The sequence below is a fragment of the Pedobacter sp. BAL39 genome (assembly GCF_000170795.1).
Classification (GTDB): domain Bacteria; phylum Bacteroidota; class Bacteroidia; order Sphingobacteriales; family Sphingobacteriaceae; genus Pedobacter.
Genome location: NZ_ABCM01000018.1, coordinates 102,166 through 119,913 on the forward strand (window position 1 = coordinate 102,166; position 17,748 = coordinate 119,913).

At 44.1% G+C, this 17,748-nt stretch carries 13 protein-coding genes; 7 read left to right on the plus strand and 6 right to left on the minus strand.

The window, feature by feature from the left end:
• Window positions 1-130: 130 nt before the first annotated feature.
• The 3 genes from PBAL39_RS19565 to PBAL39_RS24825 all read right to left on the minus strand — a co-directional run bounded on the left by PBAL39_RS19565 (window position 131) and on the right by PBAL39_RS24825 (window position 3,541).
• Complete coding sequence (locus PBAL39_RS19565; RefSeq protein ID WP_008244790.1) at window positions 131-2,629, minus strand: YfhO family protein; 2,499 nt, start codon at window positions 2,627-2,629, stop codon at window positions 131-133.
• Between the two features lie 295 nt (window positions 2,630-2,924).
• Entirely contained in the window at window positions 2,925-3,077 is a 153-nt protein-coding gene (locus tag PBAL39_RS25455) for a lmo0937 family membrane protein (RefSeq protein WP_008244792.1), read from the minus strand.
• Between the two features lie 98 nt (window positions 3,078-3,175).
• Window positions 3,176-3,541 (minus strand): hypothetical protein, encoded by a 366-nt coding sequence (locus tag PBAL39_RS24825; protein WP_157274119.1) that lies wholly within the window; start codon window positions 3,539-3,541, stop codon window positions 3,176-3,178.
• A gap of 215 nt (window positions 3,542-3,756) precedes the next feature.
• Between PBAL39_RS24825 and PBAL39_RS19575 the strand changes: the two genes are divergently transcribed.
• The 4 genes from PBAL39_RS19575 (at window position 3,757) to PBAL39_RS19590 (ending at window position 8,974) form a co-directional block, all read left to right on the plus strand.
• Window positions 3,757-4,383: a hypothetical protein gene (locus PBAL39_RS19575; protein ID WP_008244795.1), complete on the plus strand. Its 627-nt coding sequence runs from the start codon at window positions 3,757-3,759 to the stop codon at window positions 4,381-4,383.
• A gap of 38 nt (window positions 4,384-4,421) precedes the next feature.
• Window positions 4,422-5,420 (plus strand): hypothetical protein, encoded by a 999-nt coding sequence (locus tag PBAL39_RS19580; protein WP_008244797.1) that lies wholly within the window; start codon window positions 4,422-4,424, stop codon window positions 5,418-5,420.
• A 94-nt stretch (window positions 5,421-5,514) separates the two neighbouring features.
• Window positions 5,515-7,245, plus strand: a complete 1,731-nt coding sequence (locus PBAL39_RS24830) for an ATP-binding protein (protein ID WP_008244798.1) — start codon at window positions 5,515-5,517, stop codon at window positions 7,243-7,245.
• Window positions 7,246-7,354: 109 nt separating this feature from the next.
• The gene (locus PBAL39_RS19590) at window positions 7,355-8,974 is read left to right on the plus strand and encodes a hypothetical protein (protein WP_008244799.1); all 1,620 of its coding nucleotides are present in this window, start codon (window positions 7,355-7,357) and stop codon (window positions 8,972-8,974) included.
• A 4-nt stretch (window positions 8,975-8,978) separates the two neighbouring features.
• Here PBAL39_RS19590 and PBAL39_RS19595 read toward each other — a convergent pair whose 3' ends face one another.
• Window positions 8,979-9,590, minus strand: a complete 612-nt coding sequence (locus tag PBAL39_RS19595; protein ID WP_008244800.1) for a hypothetical protein — start codon at window positions 9,588-9,590, stop codon at window positions 8,979-8,981.
• 207 nt (window positions 9,591-9,797) lie between these two features.
• Here PBAL39_RS19595 and PBAL39_RS19600 point away from each other — a divergent pair, with 207 nt between their 5' ends.
• A complete protein-coding gene (locus tag PBAL39_RS19600) occupies window positions 9,798-10,916 on the plus strand; it encodes an acyltransferase (RefSeq protein ID WP_008244801.1) in 1,119 nt (372 codons plus the stop codon).
• A 144-nt stretch (window positions 10,917-11,060) separates the two neighbouring features.
• The gene (locus PBAL39_RS19605; RefSeq protein ID WP_008244803.1) at window positions 11,061-11,543 is read left to right on the plus strand and encodes a hypothetical protein; all 483 of its coding nucleotides are present in this window, start codon (window positions 11,061-11,063) and stop codon (window positions 11,541-11,543) included.
• A 27-nt stretch (window positions 11,544-11,570) separates the two neighbouring features.
• Here PBAL39_RS19605 and PBAL39_RS19610 read toward each other — a convergent pair whose 3' ends face one another.
• Window positions 11,571-12,320 carry a LytTR family DNA-binding domain-containing protein gene (locus PBAL39_RS19610; protein ID WP_008244804.1) on the minus strand — a complete coding sequence of 250 codons (750 nt, stop codon included), beginning with the start codon at window positions 12,318-12,320 and terminating at the stop codon, window positions 11,571-11,573.
• Window positions 12,321-12,427: 107 nt separating this feature from the next.
• The gene (locus PBAL39_RS24835; RefSeq protein WP_008244805.1) at window positions 12,428-15,217 is read right to left on the minus strand and encodes a sensor histidine kinase; all 2,790 of its coding nucleotides are present in this window, start codon (window positions 15,215-15,217) and stop codon (window positions 12,428-12,430) included.
• Window positions 15,218-15,428: 211 nt separating this feature from the next.
• Here PBAL39_RS24835 and PBAL39_RS19620 point away from each other — a divergent pair, with 211 nt between their 5' ends.
• Window positions 15,429-17,726 (plus strand): GH92 family glycosyl hydrolase, encoded by a 2,298-nt coding sequence (locus PBAL39_RS19620; protein ID WP_008244806.1) that lies wholly within the window; start codon window positions 15,429-15,431, stop codon window positions 17,724-17,726.
• Window positions 17,727-17,748 lie beyond the last annotated feature (22 nt).

Here is a 17,748-nt window from a genome sequence, read left to right on the forward strand (position 1 = left end):
TGGATAAATCTAAAATTAAAACTATACAATATCGAGTAATGCGATAAAAAAAATAATCTATGTCAATTTTAACACAGCAACTGATGTGCTTTGTTAATTTGTACCGAAGCGGGTACGCAGGGGAGTGTTGTTATTCAGCGACAATGGGTTTAGGTTTGAAATTCCTGTAAAAGGCGAACAGCCCTGCCAGCACCAGCAGGATGGAAGCGGCCAGAGAAATCTTGTCGCCAATCAGGTAAGCATCAGGTTCGAACTTAAACTCCAGCTGATGGGTGCCTGCCGGCAACTTTGCCGCCCGCAGAACGTAGTTGGCCCGAAGATAAGGTATAGATTTCCCATCCAGATAGGCATTCCATCCCTTGTCATACCATACTTCTGCAAATACCGCCAGCGCATCCGTTTTTGACTGATAATTGTAAGTCAGGTGATCCGGGTGATAGCTTTTCATGATAATGCGGGCTGTAGTGTCCCTGTTAACAGGGAGTGCACCGATCTGGTTGCGGAATTTGTCATCCACAACTGCCGTGGAACCAGGTTTAAAATCGGTGATGGCCTGCATTTCTTCATCTGCATTGCGCACGTATCTGATGTCGTTAACGAACCATGCATTTCCAAGTGCACCGGGTCTTCGGAGGGCCTTTGGTGCCGGACTGGTGCTGTCTGCAACGATCACGTACCTGGTATTCAACATATCCAGGATTGGCTCGTTTAGCTTACCATCAAACTGAGTGCTGATCAGTTCATCGTATCGCCTTAATCTTGCCGAGTGACGGCCACCAACAGACTTGTGGAAATTTGAAGCCGTAGCATCAAAAAATGGATTTCCACGTGTAAGGTCAATGACCCTGAAGTCAAGGGCAGGATCTGCAATGGCGACCTGGTCGGCTGCGGTAGGTGTGGTACCCTGTTCCAGCTCGTATTTAGCGTAAAAATTGTCGTTGTTCAGGTATCTCCGGTCAACAGGCCACATGTCTGCCAGGATGAGGAGGCCTATGATGATTGCTGTATTCTGGTTGCTGAGCTTTGCCTTCAGCAGGTACCACAGGGTGGCGAATCCGAGGCATACAAAGATGAGTGACCTAAGTGCATCCGCACGTGCCAGAGTGACGCGGTCGGCCACCAGACCATTGCCAATCACATTGGCCATAGCAGGATTGTTGCCGAATGCCTGACTCAGCTGACTGATGAACTGCTGGTGATCTGCAGTCTTGAAGCCGAATAATGCGGTCGGAACCAGCAACACCAGCAATAAACCTCCGGCGGTAATGTAAAAGGAATAAACTAAATTTTTCTGAAGGTCTTTCCGTTTTTCCTTTTCTTCCATCAGCTCCTGCAGTGCGAGAAATGCCAGTAATGGAAAAAGAAATGCAGGAATGGCTAATGTAAAATCTACCGACCTGAACTTGTTATACATTGGGAAGTAATCAAGGAAAAGGTCTGAAACCAAAGGGAAGTTTTTGCCGAAGGACAGAAAGATGAAGAGGAATGAAGTAGAGATGATCCACCATTTGATGCGGTTATTTACGATAAATAAGCCGAGAACAAACAGGAAGATCACAATGGCACCAAAATACCATGACCCCACCGTACTTGGTTTGTCGCCCCAGTAGGGCCTGAGCACGTTTGCCTGGGTCAATTGTTCGACAATCTGCTGCGCTTGTACCTCCTCAACGCCATTCTTTATCAATCCCTCTTTTACCGCCCTAGGTCCTTCAGGGAATTTACTGCTGGAAGAACCACCATAAAGGTTTGGGATGAGGAAAGTGCCAATCTCACCTACACCCTGACTATACTGATAGACATAACTGCGGTCCAGACCCGAGTCAGACTGGTTATTTTTCGGCGAAAGGTTTGCCTTGCCACGGATAGACTCCTGTCCATATTCCCAGGTGGACCAAAGGGTACCGGCATTGATCGCTACAGCCAGTACAGCGGACATTCCGAGATAACTGAGGGCCACTAAATATCTGCGCATCCGGCCTGCAGCATAGGCATTGTAAAGTTCAATGAGCACCAGGATCATGATGGCCATAAACAGGTAATAGGTCATCTGTATGTGGTTTGTCCTGATTTCAAGCGCCAGAAAAAAAGCGGTGAGCAGGCCTCCGGGAAATAGATACCTTCCTCCTCGTAAGGTTAACAGTATTGCCCCCAGCACCGGTGCAAAAAAGGCCATGGCCATGGCGTGGTTACTATGGCCTGCCAGTATATAAATGAAGTTATATGAGCTGAAAGTGAAGGCTATTGCACCAGCTGCGGCGAGCCAGGGCTTCATTCTGAGCACACAAAGCAGAAAATAGGAGCCCAGAAAAAAGCAGAAGATGGTGTCAATGGGATCTGGAAATACCGTTTTCAGCAAGTCGATCACATAAGTGGTAATGTTGCCTGGATACTTGACCCAGATCTGAAAACTGGGCATCCCTCCAAACATTGAATTGGTCCAAAGCGGGCCTTCGCCGGTTTTGGCTTTGACGTCCATGATTTCTGTGGCCATCGCTTTTGCTTCCTGTACGTCGCCCTGGTAGAGTACCTTACCGCCCAGTGCTGGACTAAAATAAATGCAGCAGAGCAGCAAAAAGATGCCAATGATGATCAAATGCTGGTAGTTGGAGGAAAACCACTTCTTCATGTAACAGGTTTTTAAGTTTTGCCAAATATACAAGCCTGTGCCATGTATGTCCCATATCCAGGGATATAATTGTATTTTGAATTTAAAAAGATACAATTTGGTGAAAACTATACAAATCAGGCCGTCCGTACCATTTCCCTGTTAATGAGATAAAATTACTGATTATCCCTTTTGAACGGGGTGGCAAAAGTTATCCAAATATCCTGATGACGGAATTGAAGGTAATCTGCGTAAAAAAAAATGCCCTCAGAAAGCTATCAACTTTCTGAGGGCAGGTAAAAGGGTGTTTATGATTTTAAGCGGCCCTTCGGATGACGCCAACTATAACTGCAATGATGGCAATTACAATAAGTGTATGAATGATTCCGCCGGTATAAAAACCGCCTAAAAAACTAATGGCCCATATGATGACCAGGATAACAGCGATGACATAAAGTAGATTTCCCATAGTGTGTAGATTTTGTTTAATAATTTAAGATGTATACTAAACTAACTGTTCTCGCGGCGATTTGTTTTAAAATTTGCTCCAGGCTATTTCCTGAGCAGTCAGTTTAGCTCATCGTCATCATCGTCAAGGCCGAGCTCGTCATCATCAAAGTTGAGGTCATCGTCAACCTCAGGTTCGTAATCATCCTCCTCTATATCATCACCAGTAGGGAAATCGTCGTCATCCTCATCATCTTCCGGATCTATGTCTGGATCCTGATGAAAGGCGGGGTCTAGCTCGTCTGTTTCTCCGGTTATGGCGGGGTCAACAATGACCGTTTGCTGATCTTCGGCAGATGAATAAGAATCATGGTCGTTGGTGGGAATGAGGCGGTCCTGGATCTCGTGGACGCTCTCCTCAATAATTTGTTCTTTAGTTTCCATAACATTTGTCTTTAGTAGTAAAAAAGAGGAATGCGAATTCAATGTATAGAGGTAACAATCCAGAAACAGAAGTGTTTGTGTTGGGATTACAGTTGATAAAGAAAATATCTGCAAAAAAAATGAAACAAATAATATCTGCAAAAGGAGTGAAACAAATGCTGTGTTTCAGCTGTAATTAGTGCGAAGGAAAAGAAGACATTCATAAAAGGCAGATAACCACGATTTTCATAAATAGGGTCTTTCTAAATTACGATACCATGGAAACAAATAATGAGCACGATCAAACTGGAGATAGCCATGTACCTCTTCAGCAGACAGGATCGGAAATGAATGCTACAGCTGAGCTTGAGCTGGGCTCTGAAGCAGAAGCGGTATACTTTTTTCAAACCGTCAAAGCGCGTTTACTGGATGTCAACCGCTGGAAGGAAATTGCCGGGGCGGCAACGGCAGACTTCATGCTGACGGATGCTGGCGGGAAGCCCGTAAGCCGGATGGCAACCGGAGGGGACCACATTAAGATTGATATTCCAGGCCCCGGGCCCCGCGCTGGAGGTGGATTTGATTGGGTGACAATAGAAGAAATCCGGCTGCAGGAACTCGATGATGTGGAAATACTGAGCATGACGGCCCGTCCATCAGCCAATCCTTTGTCAGATCAGGATGAAACGGCCCATTTTTTGAAGGACACAGCAACCTCTACTTTTCAGGTAAAACGAATTGGCACCCGGATATATGCAGAGGAGCACGGACGTAATGAAGTGCCGAATACTGAAACTGACCATCAAATTGATAACCTGCGCAATACCTTTGTAGGCTGGGCTGCAAAAATTGGCTTTTCGTATCCGCAGTGGAAAGCGTTGGTGGACGGATTGCTCAAGCAATAAAATGCTCAAATGTTAAAAACAAAAATATAGTCATACTTATGTCGTTGAAAACTCTCACGAAAACACAATGGAAAATAGAACAGGACCGGGTGCTGATCTACCCTCACGGTTTATTTCATATCCTGGCAGCGGTGCTGGCAATGCTGTTCAGCGGGCTGATACTGGTATATGTGAGTTATCAGAATACCACGATGCTCGATTCCTTACCTCTTGTTTTTCTGATGTTTTTCGTTGTACTGCTGTTTTGGGCATTTGCGGGCACCTACATCGAATTCGATAACCGTAAAGGGCGAATGCGTAAAGTTGTAATGGGCGTATTGCCTACCTCTAATATTGCTTTTAAGGAATTACAGGGAATCAATGTCGTAAGCCATTTAGCGGGGGGATACAATTACCGTCTGTTTAGAAAGGATGCAAGGTATGGGAAAGGGATAGTTGTTTCATCCGGTTATTCCAAAAATGATGATCCCAATGCAATTGCTTTTGTGGAGGAGGCGGTGCCGGTCATACATGGTTATATGGATCAGCACGACTCTGCAGCGACTTATGTAGTGGAGCCAATTACCAGTTATCGCTTCTTTAAGGAGGAGAATGGTGTTTTTGCCGTCAAGACAAAAAAAATTGGAGCGATCATTTTCGCATTGTTCTTTATAGGTCTTGGCGTATGGCTGCTTACCATTCCGGTCAACGGTGTGATGGGAACGGTCATCATGATCCTTTTCATGTTTCTACTAGGGGCTATATTTCTCAATGCAGCTTTTACGAGGACTATGGTAAATCCTACAGATCAGACCATCAAAAGAACTGGATTGTTGCCTTTCTTTAATAAGATGTATCATTTTGAAAACTTTGTTGGCATTCAGACCGTGCGTCAGAGCATTAACTTTGTGTATTCAGGTACGATCATCAATATGCACTTTGAAATACCCGGAAAGACTGGTAAGCAGGGTGTTTTTTCTATTGCTACCCGCAGAAGAAGTTCGAGCATTGAGCGTTTCATTCAGGAGCTTTATCAGATTATGAACCTGAAAAGTTAATTCGGAGAAAAAAGCCGGAAACGCTCCCTTAGTATTTAACTTTGCAAGAATGAGAAGCGGCCCTGATGAAGTGGTCTGCATAAATAACTATTGAATGTCTGGCAAAATCTTTCAGAAAGTAAGTGCTTTATTTCCTCCCTACGAAGGTACATTGATAGAAAAAGCGCAGTTGAGACTGTTTTACCTTATGCTTGGTGCAAATGTATTGAAAGGTACAGTGTATCTTGCAGATGCAGTGATGGCGCATCAGGGAGAGGGCAGCATGCGGGCCCTCAGACTGATCATCACCTCTTTATTATTGATTGCCATTCTTCGCAGATTTCCAAAGATTGCGCGCTGGGGAATCCACTACGCTGTTCTTGCAACCATTCTTCATATATATTACAGGGTGTTCAACCGGGACATCGGTGCAGATCCCATTGCGCTTCAGGCTATTTTTATGGTGGTCATTTCCGCTTTTTATGGTTTAAATAAGCGCTGGGGAGCCGTTTATACTGTCGTTGCCGCCTTATCACTGATCCTCAGTCATTATATTAGCTTTCGGTGGACCGGGCTTCATCCACTACCGCAGGGATTAAATGATGTATACATCGTGATCAATTTTCTGGTGATCCTGATTGCGCATGTTTATTTTCATGGAGTGCTATTCAACACGATACATGAAAAAGATGCATTAAATGAGGAGTTGGCAAGGGTGGCGGATGAAAAAACCAGTTTTTTATCTACGATGTCTCATGAGCTGCGGACGCCGTTGAATGCAGTAATCGGTATTGCCGGGCTGCTGACCAGGAATAATCAGGATCCGGCACAGAAAGAACATCTCGATATACTTAAATTTTCTGCGGAGGGGCTTGTCAGGCTCATTAATGATGTGCTCGATGTCAATAAAATGGAATCTGGCAAGCTGGAACTAGAGTCTGTTCCATTTAATTTATACCAGTTATTAAAGAGTGTTTCCGGAAGTATGGTCCAGGGGGCTGAAGAAAAGTCCATCCAGTTTGCAGCTGATATTGACAGAAAACTGGAAGGGAGACAATTCATTGGTGATCCTACCAGGTTGAGCCAGATCATTTATAATCTGGTCGGCAACGCGATTAAGTTTACCAACTTTGGAGCGGTGACATTGCGGGCAAACCTATTGCGGCAGCTGGATGACCAATACATCATTCGTTTTGAAATAGAAGATACCGGCATCGGCATTACAAAGCGTCAACAAGAGAAAATTTTTGATCCTTATGTCCAGGCATCAGAAACTACCACCCGTAATTTCGGAGGTACAGGTCTTGGTCTGACAATTGTCAAACAGCTGGTGTTGATGTTCGGCAGTGAAATCCATATCAACAGCAAGCCTGGTTTTGGCACTACGTTTTATTTCGATATTGTGTTTAAAGAGCATTTAACGCCGATGTCCGATAATACCGGTAAAGATCCTGAAGAGGGGCAGGATCTGAGTAAACTCAGGATATTACTGGCAGAAGATCATGCCATGAACATCTTTTTTATGCGACAGTTGTTCAAACAGTGGCATATTCAGGCCGACATTGTCGAAAATGGTATGGAGGTAATCAACTTATTGAAGGAAAAAAATTATGATCTCCTGCTGCTGGATCTTCATATGCCGGTAATGGACGGTTGGGAAACGGTGAAAAATATCAGGGAAATGAATGATCCTGAAAAAGCAGAAATTTACATTATCGCATTGACGGGGTCAGTTTCAGCTGACATCCAGGAAAGGATTGTGGATGCCGGCATGAACGATTATCTTTCCAAACCCTTCCAAATGGATGATTTGAAATTGAAACTGCTCGGAAGATTGGCTAAGTGACCTTAATTCTATATCGCTATTGTTACTCCCTTTACAATTGGTTTTAAGTATGCATAGTGGTATTTTGCAGAATTGAAACTCTTGCCATGTTTTATTCCTTAACTCGCTTATGCTCAGATTCAAGTTATTTAGTACGTTTGCGGTAGTGTCCCTGGTATTTTTCTTCAATTTTACCCTTCAAGGTCAAACCTTACCTCATGAAATAAATTTCGTCCGACAGGCGGCACAGCGGATGATTTTTGACGAAAATCAATCCATTTTACTTGCGCGTCTTGATCCTGCAAAGATTGTGGGCATGTCTGCGATGCATCCCGCGCGTCATTACCTGAATGGGCAATCGGATATTAGGGTTAAAGGAGACAAGCTGGTGGTCTCTTGCTCAAGGCCGGCTCAGACCGCTATCTGGTTTGGTGGCTTTAATCCTTTCGCAACGTATACCATTAATTTAAGCTCCTGTTCAGGGGTAGGGGAGATTGGCTTTGAGTTTTCGGATGCCGATCATAAAGAGCAGTTCTTAGTTACAGCCATATTTGGCGACAGTATACTTCAGGATGTGAAATTAAAGATAAAAACAGTAGAGCAGACTATGGTAGATGAGTCCATTTTCGTTGTTCAGGAAGCAGAGGGGCAGGCTGGAACTTCTTCTAAAAAAGATGCTGTTGCTGCTGATGAAGGGGCGAAGATGAGGGGAAAACTCATTCTGCAGATGCTCGGCAGCGGATTGGTAGTCTATCTGCAGCATGAAGGATTGCCCCAGGTCATCGGCCAAAGTGATTTCAACCAATATATAGACCTCCGTTCAATAAAACGGATCAGTTCTTTTCAGTCGGCGCTCTTTCTGAGTTTTCAAAACGGAGAAGTTGGGGTCAATAAAGTGGAGGCTGCCCTCAGTACTGGTGTCGGATTGGCCGATATCCGTCCGATCAGCTACGAAAATGGCGATCCACTTTTAGATCAGGGGCGGTTGTGGTATACCATGTCAATTCGTGGCAGGGGGCTTCCCCATCATCTGCAGGGTGTTTTTAGCTTGAACCCAACGGTGTTTGACCTCAAACTGGAGGGGGTGATCCTGTTCGACAGGAATGACGGTTTATGGAGAAACGAGATTGCTTCTCATATTTTCTACGATAGGAAAGCAAAGTGCTGGAGGGGGATTACCACCGGATTCAGCGCTTATGCCAATCCGGACAAAGAAAAAAAGCAGCTGCTTGCTGTGGAAAGTACTAAAGATCCCCGGTTTGGTTTTTCGGTGATGAAGGCGGTACCATTCGGTGTCGTTGGTGACATCGAGGATCCACACATCCTGTTTGACGAGCATGCGAAAAAATGGCGCATACTGACCTGTGAAAACCATGATGGTTACAAAGCTGTGATGCTGGAATCGGAAGTCTGGAATAAAGGCTATCAAAAAATTAGCGGGCCTGTCAGCCATAATTCTACAGGAACATCAATCCAGCGAATCAATGGCCGGTATTATTGTTTTTCTGGTAGTGCGGAAGGGAAGATATTCATTTATACTTACCCTGATCTCAAAGAGGCCGGCAACCTGAAAATGGACCTTCCTCCATGGGACATCAGCTCGGGAACAAGAGTCTGGCCAAATGTTGTCCAACTGCCAGAGGGATATCCTTTCAGGTTTGCCGCATTGATGATGGACCGGTACAATTACCCCGGACTGCAGGGACCGAACTGGTCATACGGCGCACTTTACCTCTATCATGGTAACTAAGAGGTTATCTGCAGAGTGTTTTTTTAATCTCGTCATCGTGGGCTGCCTTTAGTAATTTGTATTCTTTTACCGTGGCACTGAACTCACAGGTCCTGCATTTTTCTGTCTTTTTATCCTTTAAATACCTGATGACTTTGTCATTCTGAATATAAGATCTGTATTCATTTTTTTTGATACATCCTTCACAAGCTGGGCCGCCCTCCACAAATTCGTATTTAAAGATAAGTTTTCCATTGTCATAGTAATAATCTTCTTTGGCATATACATCTCCAATGGTTCCGAAATCCACAGAGATCTTTGCAATCTGTCCATTTTCAAAGTACCTGTCGACCATCATTTTTTCATCACACATAAATTCCAGGTGTTTTTTCTCCAGTTGAACGGTGTTGATGTGTTCCACCTTTTTACGGATCATTGCTATTGGGTCTGTAGTCTGGTTGTTTGTGCTGTCTACCGGACTCTCCGCAACAACATCAGCAGTCGTGTCGCTGCCAGATGTGGTGTCCACCGCTGCGGCGGTCGTGTCATCAGCTGCAACATTACTTTTGTTTTCTCCGGATGGGCTACATGACGCAAGCGCCATGAATGCAAGTGCAAAAAAGATCTTCTTCATCATAAACAGGTTTTAATGATCATAAATAGGGTATAACAGCTGGAAGGTAAAGCTGTTTTGATGTTAATATTTCTATTTTAGTTGCCGGATATGAAAAAGTTAAAGTATTTGAGACAAGATGTCGAAAAATTGAGACATGCCGGATATGCGCATCGTTGTTATTCTCCCATCTTTGTAGGCCTGATACTAACCAAATAGATTACATTTTTAATGAACATGCAAATCATCGCCCCTGATCTGGCGATCACCAAACCCCATTTTAAGGTGCTTGACGGACTGAGAGGACTGGCTGCATTGGCAGTTGTGATTTTTCATTTTATGGAAATTGCGGTACCTGATTATAACGATAGTTTTATCGCACATGCTTACCTCGCTGTAGATTTCTTTTTTTGCCTTTCAGGGTTTGTCATTGCTTATGCTTATGATCATAAGATGCTGAAACTTGGTTTTAAAAACTTCATGAAGCTACGGTTGATCCGTCTGCATCCCCTGGTTATTATTGGATCCCTGATTGGGTTGCTGGTGTTTGTTTTCGATCCCTTTAGTCAGCTTTACCAGAAATACATCGGGCAACTGCCGGCCATGTTCTTAGGCTCCTGTTTCATGATTCCCTATCCTGTTGTGCCGGAGCGGTATTTTAATCTGTTTCACCTGAACCCTCCAACCTGGTCCTTGTTCTGGGAATATATTGCCAATATTTTTTATGGTTTGTTGCTCTTTAAAATCAGCAATAAGATACTTTGGATACTGACGGTTATTGCTGCTGCGGCACTGGTGTTTGAAGCACAACGTTCCGGTTATCTGGGCGTAGGCTGGGGCGGTGATAACGTCTCTGGTGGAGGCATAAGGGTGTTTTTTTCTTTTCTCGCCGGCATGCTCGTATACCGTTCCAAATGGGTCATTCATTCGCGCATGAACTTCATGGGGATAGGAATATTGTTGCTGGCTGTTTTCATGATCCCCTTCTCCAAAAGCCTCAACCCCTTTATGGAACCTGCCATTGTGATTTTTTATTTCCCATTTCTTGTGGCCTTGGGTGCTGGTGCCGGAGTGAAGCGCAGGGCAGGAGCAGCTACCCTTCAGGATCGTATCTGTAAATTTTCGGGGGATATATCCTATCCTCTATATATGGTACATTATCCGTTTATATGGATGTTTATGAGTTATGTGGAAGCGAAAAAGCCAGCAATGAATGAAATGATGCTGATCACGACCGTGGGCACACTGGTGTTGGTTGTATTTTCCTATGCCATACTTGTGTTTGTCGACGAGCCCATCAGGCAGCGATTGAAATACATTTTAATTAAAGGTGAAAAGAAAAATAGCTGATAATCGGGATGTTATCATGGCATTAAGTTTGTATGGCCATAAATAAATCGCGCTTATGGAGATTATATTCGAACTGTTATTTGCCCTGGCTACAGGCAACTGGAAAAAAGCTAGCAGGTTAAGGTGGAACCGTAATCTCAGCAAATGATTGTAGCCGCTCAAACCTTTCATATTATACTCATAGCGATTGCGGTTTTAATCTGTTTAAAAGCACTCTACACCCGTTTTATAACAAAGCAAGGTAATAAGGACGACTGGATGGTGCTGTTGCTGTTGATCTTGGTGCCCATCAATTGGTACACACCCACAGTATTGACCATTTCAGACTGCAATCAATACACTAAAGAAGTGGTGTTGTTTCCTGGACAAAGGGCTGGCATCAGTTATACTTATGGACGAAAGAATTACATCATCAATCAATCCAAAAGGAACCTGAAATTTGAGTATCTGTTTTATGGAGATAATAGGAGAGAAGAGGGGCAGGTAGATCAACTGATCCTGCCGGAGAATGTGGTGATCGTAAACGAGGTCACGATTAGTTACCTCTTTGAAGCGCCTGAGAAAAGTGTTTCCACAAAGTCCAGTGGGGCGACGAAAACGCTGTTATATTGTCTGGCTAATGATTAATTCTTGCACCATCGGCACCCAGCTGGATTACCTCAATATTTTCGCCAGTACTTCTTCTTTTTTCTGTCTGGATATGGGCACCTGGCTTCCGTCTTCCATGGCAATGTAACCTCCGTCGGTTTTGACATAGGCAGAGATTCTGTGGAAGTTGATGAGGTGTGATTGATGGGTACGGATGAAATGATGTCTTTCGAGGAGTTCCTGATAATCTTTCAGTGTTTTACATATCAGAAGATGTTTTCTGTCATCAAGATAAAAGTGTGTATAGTTGCCTTCGGCTTCCAGCCTGATGATCCTGGATACAGCAATGAACTCTATTTTATCTGCAAGCGGAACAGCGATTTTCTGTTCATCAATGCGGCGGTCAATATTTGCCACCAGCTCTTTCAGTCGGAGGTTTTCCTTTTTAGGGCCAATCTGTTTGATGGCTTTGTCTACCGCTGTACTCAGTTCAATGATGTTGATGGGTTTAAGAAGATAATCTATTGCGCAGGCTTTTACTGCCTGAATTCCATATTTGTCGAACGCAGTGACGAATATCAGCTCAAACCTTTGCTTGCCATGAAGCAGTTTCAGTAAATCGAATCCGGAGATCTCTCCCATTTCAATATCAAGGAAGAGGAGGTCCGGTTGATGTGCCGCAATCATCACTAAAGCACTTGTTGCTGAACCGGCTTCGGCGATGACCTCTACATCCGGACAATATTCAGTCAGCAGCTGCCTTAGATTACTTCTGCTTTTTGGTTCATCGTCTACAATAATGCTTTTTATTTTCATCGGTTAGTCTTTGTGTGATTGGTCGTTCTTTTCGGGAATAAAGAATATGGGATCCATTTTTATTTTTTATGAGCCATGTACCCTGCTGGCCTTAATTATCAATTTCGTTAGTCAATAGGGATGGTCAGCACCGCATTCACACCTCTATTTTGCTGGTTCAAATTATCGTTTATTTTCAGATCTCCGAGTGCTCCCTGTGTATTTAATAGGTGAAGACGCTCCCGTACCAGTTTAAGGCCGAATCCACTTTTCTTTTCCTCGGGTTTTGTGATCAGTCCGGGGCCATTGTCGATTACGGCTATTTTAAGGCAGCCATCGGTTTTGCTGATCCGTATTTTCAGGATTCCCGCGGTTCTTTGTTGTGCAATGCCATGTATGATCGCATTTTCTACGAGTGGCTGGATGATCATTCCTGGAATCTCAATGAGGTCAGTATTCAGGTCATCGTCCAGTGTTATGTTAAATACAAAGTCAAACCTGAGCTTTTCGAGTTCTGCGTATAGTGTTACTGCCTCTATCTCATCAGAAAGGCTCACGAAGGTCTGTTCAGAATTGTTGAGCACACGGCGCATCAGGAGGGAAAATTTCTCAAGATAGATATTTGCTTCTTTGTATTGATGATTATTGATCAGGGATTGGATGGAATTCAGTGCATTGAACATAAAGTGAGGGTTCATCTGCGAACGGATGGCTTTGATTTCCAGTTCTTTGATTTGTCTTTTGACGTACTCTTTAGTCCTGATGTTCGCAATTCTCACTTTATATATCCAGAAGAAAATCAGCCCGGCAACGAGGATGGAGCCAAAGCTCCATCCTGTAATTTTGATCCATTCAGCTTTATCTTCACTGCTCATCGTTTTTGGGGCCAGCGCTTTTTTTACTGCTGCATCGAAAGCGGCGTCTTGCGGAAGTTTATTAGGGCTATCATTGATGTTGTCCTGAATAATCGTCTGCTCAGCATCCATCACAAATGTCTTCATGTCGAAGTTTGACAACAGCACGTTTTCTTCGAGACTATCATCTTCACGTGTCACTTCAACATAGCTGACTTGTGGAAGCTTTTTTAACTCTTCAGCGACAGTAGATTCGGGGTATCCAGGTTCTTTCAGTTGGACGATCAGAAAATGGATCTTTTTAGGGTCCTGATTTTTGATCCTGTCCAGCAAGCGCTTCATCTCATCAGGATAGTGGAAATTGAAGGTGATGCTTAAAGCTTTACCTTTGTATTTACTGAGTTCCAGGAGGCTGCCGTCCGATAGCCGAATGTGCTTTAAGGGTATTTGATTACCTGGTGCCCATCGGGCCAGCGCGTTCCATTTTTCGCTCACCTCGTTGGTCAGCAGAGTGTCGCCACAGTTGTTGATAAAATCCTGATAGTATGGCTGCAGCGTTTGCGCATTTTGCCAGTTGTTGTCTCGAATTTCGTTGCTGAAAGCATCTGCCAGTGTACAATAGAGTGCGTAACGTCTGAGGTTATTGAGCGAAGGAACGTAGTCACCAAGAAAGAAACCCCAACCGCCGCCGTTGAGCTGGCTGGTTTTGTCGCTGATGTAAAGGTGGAAGGAATTGAGAAAGGAACTGTACCATCCTGAAGTCTGGTATTCTGTCATCAATACCGGGAGGGTGTCGATCATTTTAAAAAAGTGTGCAGGAAACTCTTCAAAGATGGCCGTTGCCTCCGGGCTACTTTTATATTTTGTTTTTATAACAAAGTCCAGTCGTGCGTTTGCCTGTTCAAATGCGAATTTTGTCTGATGGTATTTTCTGGATGCTTTTGACAATTCTCGTTGACGTTTTTCAATGAGTTGTTTGAACGTATACTCATCAGCTTCCTGTGCATTTGCGAAATTTTCTGCGGAGAAGGATGTTACTCCATACGGAATCTCTGGTGTTTTCCTCGTTTGGGCAAGTTTGGCGAGTTCCAATCCAAATTTAGCCACTGCAGCTGCTTTTCCGGAAAATTGAAAAGTATTACTGAGGTCGCTGCCCTCACCGGAAATGAAAAGTGTATCTCCAGGGGCCAGAAACAAGGGGATCTCAATTAATCTGGAGTCGATGACCACGTCCATATCACTTTGCGGGGGTTGAGGTGTATTTCGGGCTGCTGTTGGTGAGGAGTAGCGGTAAGTTAAAGTTGCACCGGATCCTTCACTAAGCAGCGCCTTCAAGCTGAAGTTGCCATCTTTGTCGATTTTGAAGTCGCTTTCTGCACCAGGCAGATAGAGGTCGAGACCTTGTCGGTGATGTTCAGTCAGATTTTTGAAGTTGCCGTGAATGAGGACATTGGTTTCAATTGGGAAAGAAGCCGCAGTGAGTATAAAACTCAGGTTGGACGTTTTGTAGGTCTGACCATTATGCCAGGCTGTTTCCTGATGGGCGATCGCTGCCATGATGTGGTTGGAAATAGCACTTGCAGTTTCAGTGGCGAGGGGTCCAAGGTCTACCGATGTGCCCCCGTAAGTTTTTCTGGTCGCGATTTCATTGAGGTGCATGATGGGGAAGCCGGCTACAGGTTTCATTGTTAGTATTTTTCCTGTCGGGTCGACTTTGGAAAGGAAGCTTGGTTTCACTGATTTTTGCAGTAAACCCTGCTCATAAGGCGGGTAGTAGGAGTCGAAACCAAGAGGAGGGGTTCTCGGGTTGGAGAGGATCACCCTGATCCGTTCAAAAGTTAAGGCATATTCTTTATTACCTTTAACATCAATGTTTTTCAACTCATAACGGAGCTGATAGCGGTAGCTTTCGTTGTCAGGTTTGCGGGCGGTGTCCGAAACAAGCACTTCAAACCAATCGCCGGCCTTCATTTTAGAAAAGACATCGCCTTTTTGAGCGAAGATCAGTTGTGGCAGGCAGAGGAACAGCAACACCAGCGCACTTAATAGTTTTTTCTGTTTCATAATTTTAAGATTTGAAACAAAAAAGCATAAAATAGATTCGCTAATGTCTGTACATTGAGTATCCGACATGTCTGACTTACTATTCTGCAACATGCTATATGTTTTGATTTACCCTCATTGTAATTAAATCCTTTTAGCTTGATACTGTCCGTACTATTGTTTTAATTTGATTCTCGAAATACTTCTCACAAAGAAACCAAAAAATATACTAATGAAAAGAACCGGACTCATTGCGTGCATGTTGTACGCAGGCCTTTTACATGCCCAAAAACAACCACAGCGGCTTACGGACTACGTAAAGCCATTTATCGGAACAGGTGCAGTCGATAAAAACAGCCTTTCAGGAAGCAATTTTCCCGGCCCTACGGCACCATTCGGCTTTGTACAGCTTAGCCCTGACACCCATGAAAGTCCCGACGGTGTGGCTTCAGGATACGATTATAACGACAATACCATTGTTGGGTTCAGTCACACTCACCTGAGTGGAACAGGGGTGGCGGACTTGTTTGATGTGTTGATGATGCCTACTACCGGTGAGATCAGGATCAGGCCAGGAGATGCAAAACAACCTGGCAGCGGCTATCGTTCAGCTTTTTCTCACAAAGAAGAAACAGCGAGGCCCGGTTACTATCAGGTGAGGTTGCAGGATTATGGGATCAATGCCGAGCTGGCAGCCACAACACATGTCGGTATGCACCGATATACTTTTCCTGCGACTGATCAAGCAAATGTGATCATAGACCTGGACCACTCGCTTGATAAAAAGCGTGGCTACTGGAGCTGTAAAATTATTGACGCTGAGATCAGGATCATAGATGACAAAACGATTGAAGGATACCGGGTGTTGACCGGCTGGTCTAAATTGAGGAAAGTATATTTCCATGCCGAGTTCTCTCAGCCTATCATCTCTTCATTGCTTTATGATGGTGGGGATGGCAAGAAGGTAGCGCTGGTAAATGGTGCCAACCTGAAGGCGGCCCTGACATTTGATGCAAGGACAAACAGGGAGCTTCAGGTAAAGGTTGCATTATCAGCGGTAAGCGTCGAAAATGCCAGGCAGAATCTTCATGCTGAACTTGCAGGATGGAATTTTGATGAGGTTGTTAAACAAACCGCCGATCAATGGGAACAGGAGCTGGAAAAGGTTAAGGTTAATGGTACCCAGGCACAGAAGGAGATTTTCTACACTGGGCTTTACCATGCTTTTACGCAGCCTAACAATATGGCCGATGTCAATGGAGACTACATGTCAACCGATTATACCATCAGGAATACTAGCGATAAGAAACACTATTCCACGTTTTCATTATGGGATACTTACCGTGCCGCCCATCCCTTGTATACACTTCTTCAGCCGGAACGTACGGCAGATTTTGTCAATAGCATGCTTCGCCAATACGATACCTATGGTTATCTGCCGATCTGGCAACTGTGGGGAACGGAAAACTATTGCATGATTGGTAACCATGCCATTCCGGTGATCGTTGATGCCGCAATGAAAGGGATTAAAGGTTTTGATCTTGATAAAGCATATGCTGCTGTGAAAGGATCTTCTACGATGGAACATCCGGGCTCTCCGTTCAGTACCTGGGAAAAATACAAATATATCCCCGAAGACATCAATTCGCAATCCGTTTCCATTACCCTGGAGACGGCGTATGATGACTGGTGTGTTGCACAGCTGGCAAAAAAACTGGGAAAGACTGCCGATTATGATTACTTTATGAAACGTTCAGAGTATTATGCGAATTTATATGATAAAGAATCAGGATTTTTCAGGGCAAAGAACAAAAATGGCTCATGGATCACACCTTTTGATCCGTTGCAGTATGGTGGAAATGGCGGGAATCCTTATACCGAGGGAAATGCCTGGCAATATTTCTGGTATGTTCCGCAGAATGTTCCGGGCCTGATCGATTTGGTTGGTGGTGATCAGCTGTTTATCAAAAAGTTAGATACCTTCTTCTCTCTGGAAGATAAATCCGGAGAAATGAATGGTAACGCCTCCGGTTTTATCGGGCAATATGCACATGGCAATGAGCCTAGTCACCATGTGGCCTATCTTTACGATTATGTCGGACAACCTTGGAAAACACAACAATATGTGTCGAAAATTCTCAATGAACTCTACACAACTTCGTCGTCCGGATACTCAGGAAATGAAGATTGCGGACAGATGTCTTCCTGGTACATCTTCAGTGCTATGGGTTTTTACCCTGTAAACCCTGCAAACGGCGTTTACATGATCGGATCTCCGGTACTAAAAAGTGCGCATCTGGATCTTGGAAATGGTAAAGGTTTTCATGTATCCGCAAAAAATGCAGGTGTTAAAAATGTCTACATCCAGTCGGTCAAGCTGAATGGAAAAAGTTACAACAAAACTTACATCACGCAAAAGGACATCAATAACGGCGGACAGCTGGAGTTTGTAATGGGTAGTAAACCTAATTACAAGTGGGGTGTAGGTCCGGAGGCACTGCCGCCATTGGAAAGTTTTAGTCGCCAATAATTTTTTCATTTGATTAAGGGTG

Bases quoted from the DNA above. Each gene is read 5' to 3' on its own strand.
- PBAL39_RS19580 (WP_008244797.1), top strand. From the start codon at position 4,422: ATGTCGTTGAAAACTCTCACGAAAACACAATGGAAAATAGAACAGGAC.
- PBAL39_RS19620 (WP_008244806.1), top strand. From the start codon at position 15,429: ATGAAAAGAACCGGACTCATTGCGTGCATGTTGTACGCAGGCCTTTTA.
- PBAL39_RS19605 (WP_008244803.1), top strand. From the start codon at position 11,061: ATGATTGTAGCCGCTCAAACCTTTCATATTATACTCATAGCGATTGCG.
- PBAL39_RS19610 (WP_008244804.1), bottom strand. From the start codon at position 12,320: ATGAAAATAAAAAGCATTATTGTAGACGATGAACCAAAAAGCAGAAGT.
- PBAL39_RS19575 (WP_008244795.1), top strand. From the start codon at position 3,757: ATGGAAACAAATAATGAGCACGATCAAACTGGAGATAGCCATGTACCT.
- PBAL39_RS24835 (WP_008244805.1), bottom strand. From the start codon at position 15,217: ATGAAACAGAAAAAACTATTAAGTGCGCTGGTGTTGCTGTTCCTCTGC.
- PBAL39_RS19600 (WP_008244801.1), top strand. From the start codon at position 9,798: ATGAACATGCAAATCATCGCCCCTGATCTGGCGATCACCAAACCCCAT.
- PBAL39_RS19565 (WP_008244790.1), bottom strand. From the start codon at position 2,629: ATGAAGAAGTGGTTTTCCTCCAACTACCAGCATTTGATCATCATTGGC.
- PBAL39_RS19595 (WP_008244800.1), bottom strand. From the start codon at position 9,590: ATGATGAAGAAGATCTTTTTTGCACTTGCATTCATGGCGCTTGCGTCA.
- PBAL39_RS25455 (WP_008244792.1), bottom strand. From the start codon at position 3,077: ATGGGAAATCTACTTTATGTCATCGCTGTTATCCTGGTCATCATATGG.
- PBAL39_RS24830 (WP_008244798.1), top strand. From the start codon at position 5,515: ATGTCTGGCAAAATCTTTCAGAAAGTAAGTGCTTTATTTCCTCCCTAC.
- PBAL39_RS19590 (WP_008244799.1), top strand. From the start codon at position 7,355: ATGCTCAGATTCAAGTTATTTAGTACGTTTGCGGTAGTGTCCCTGGTA.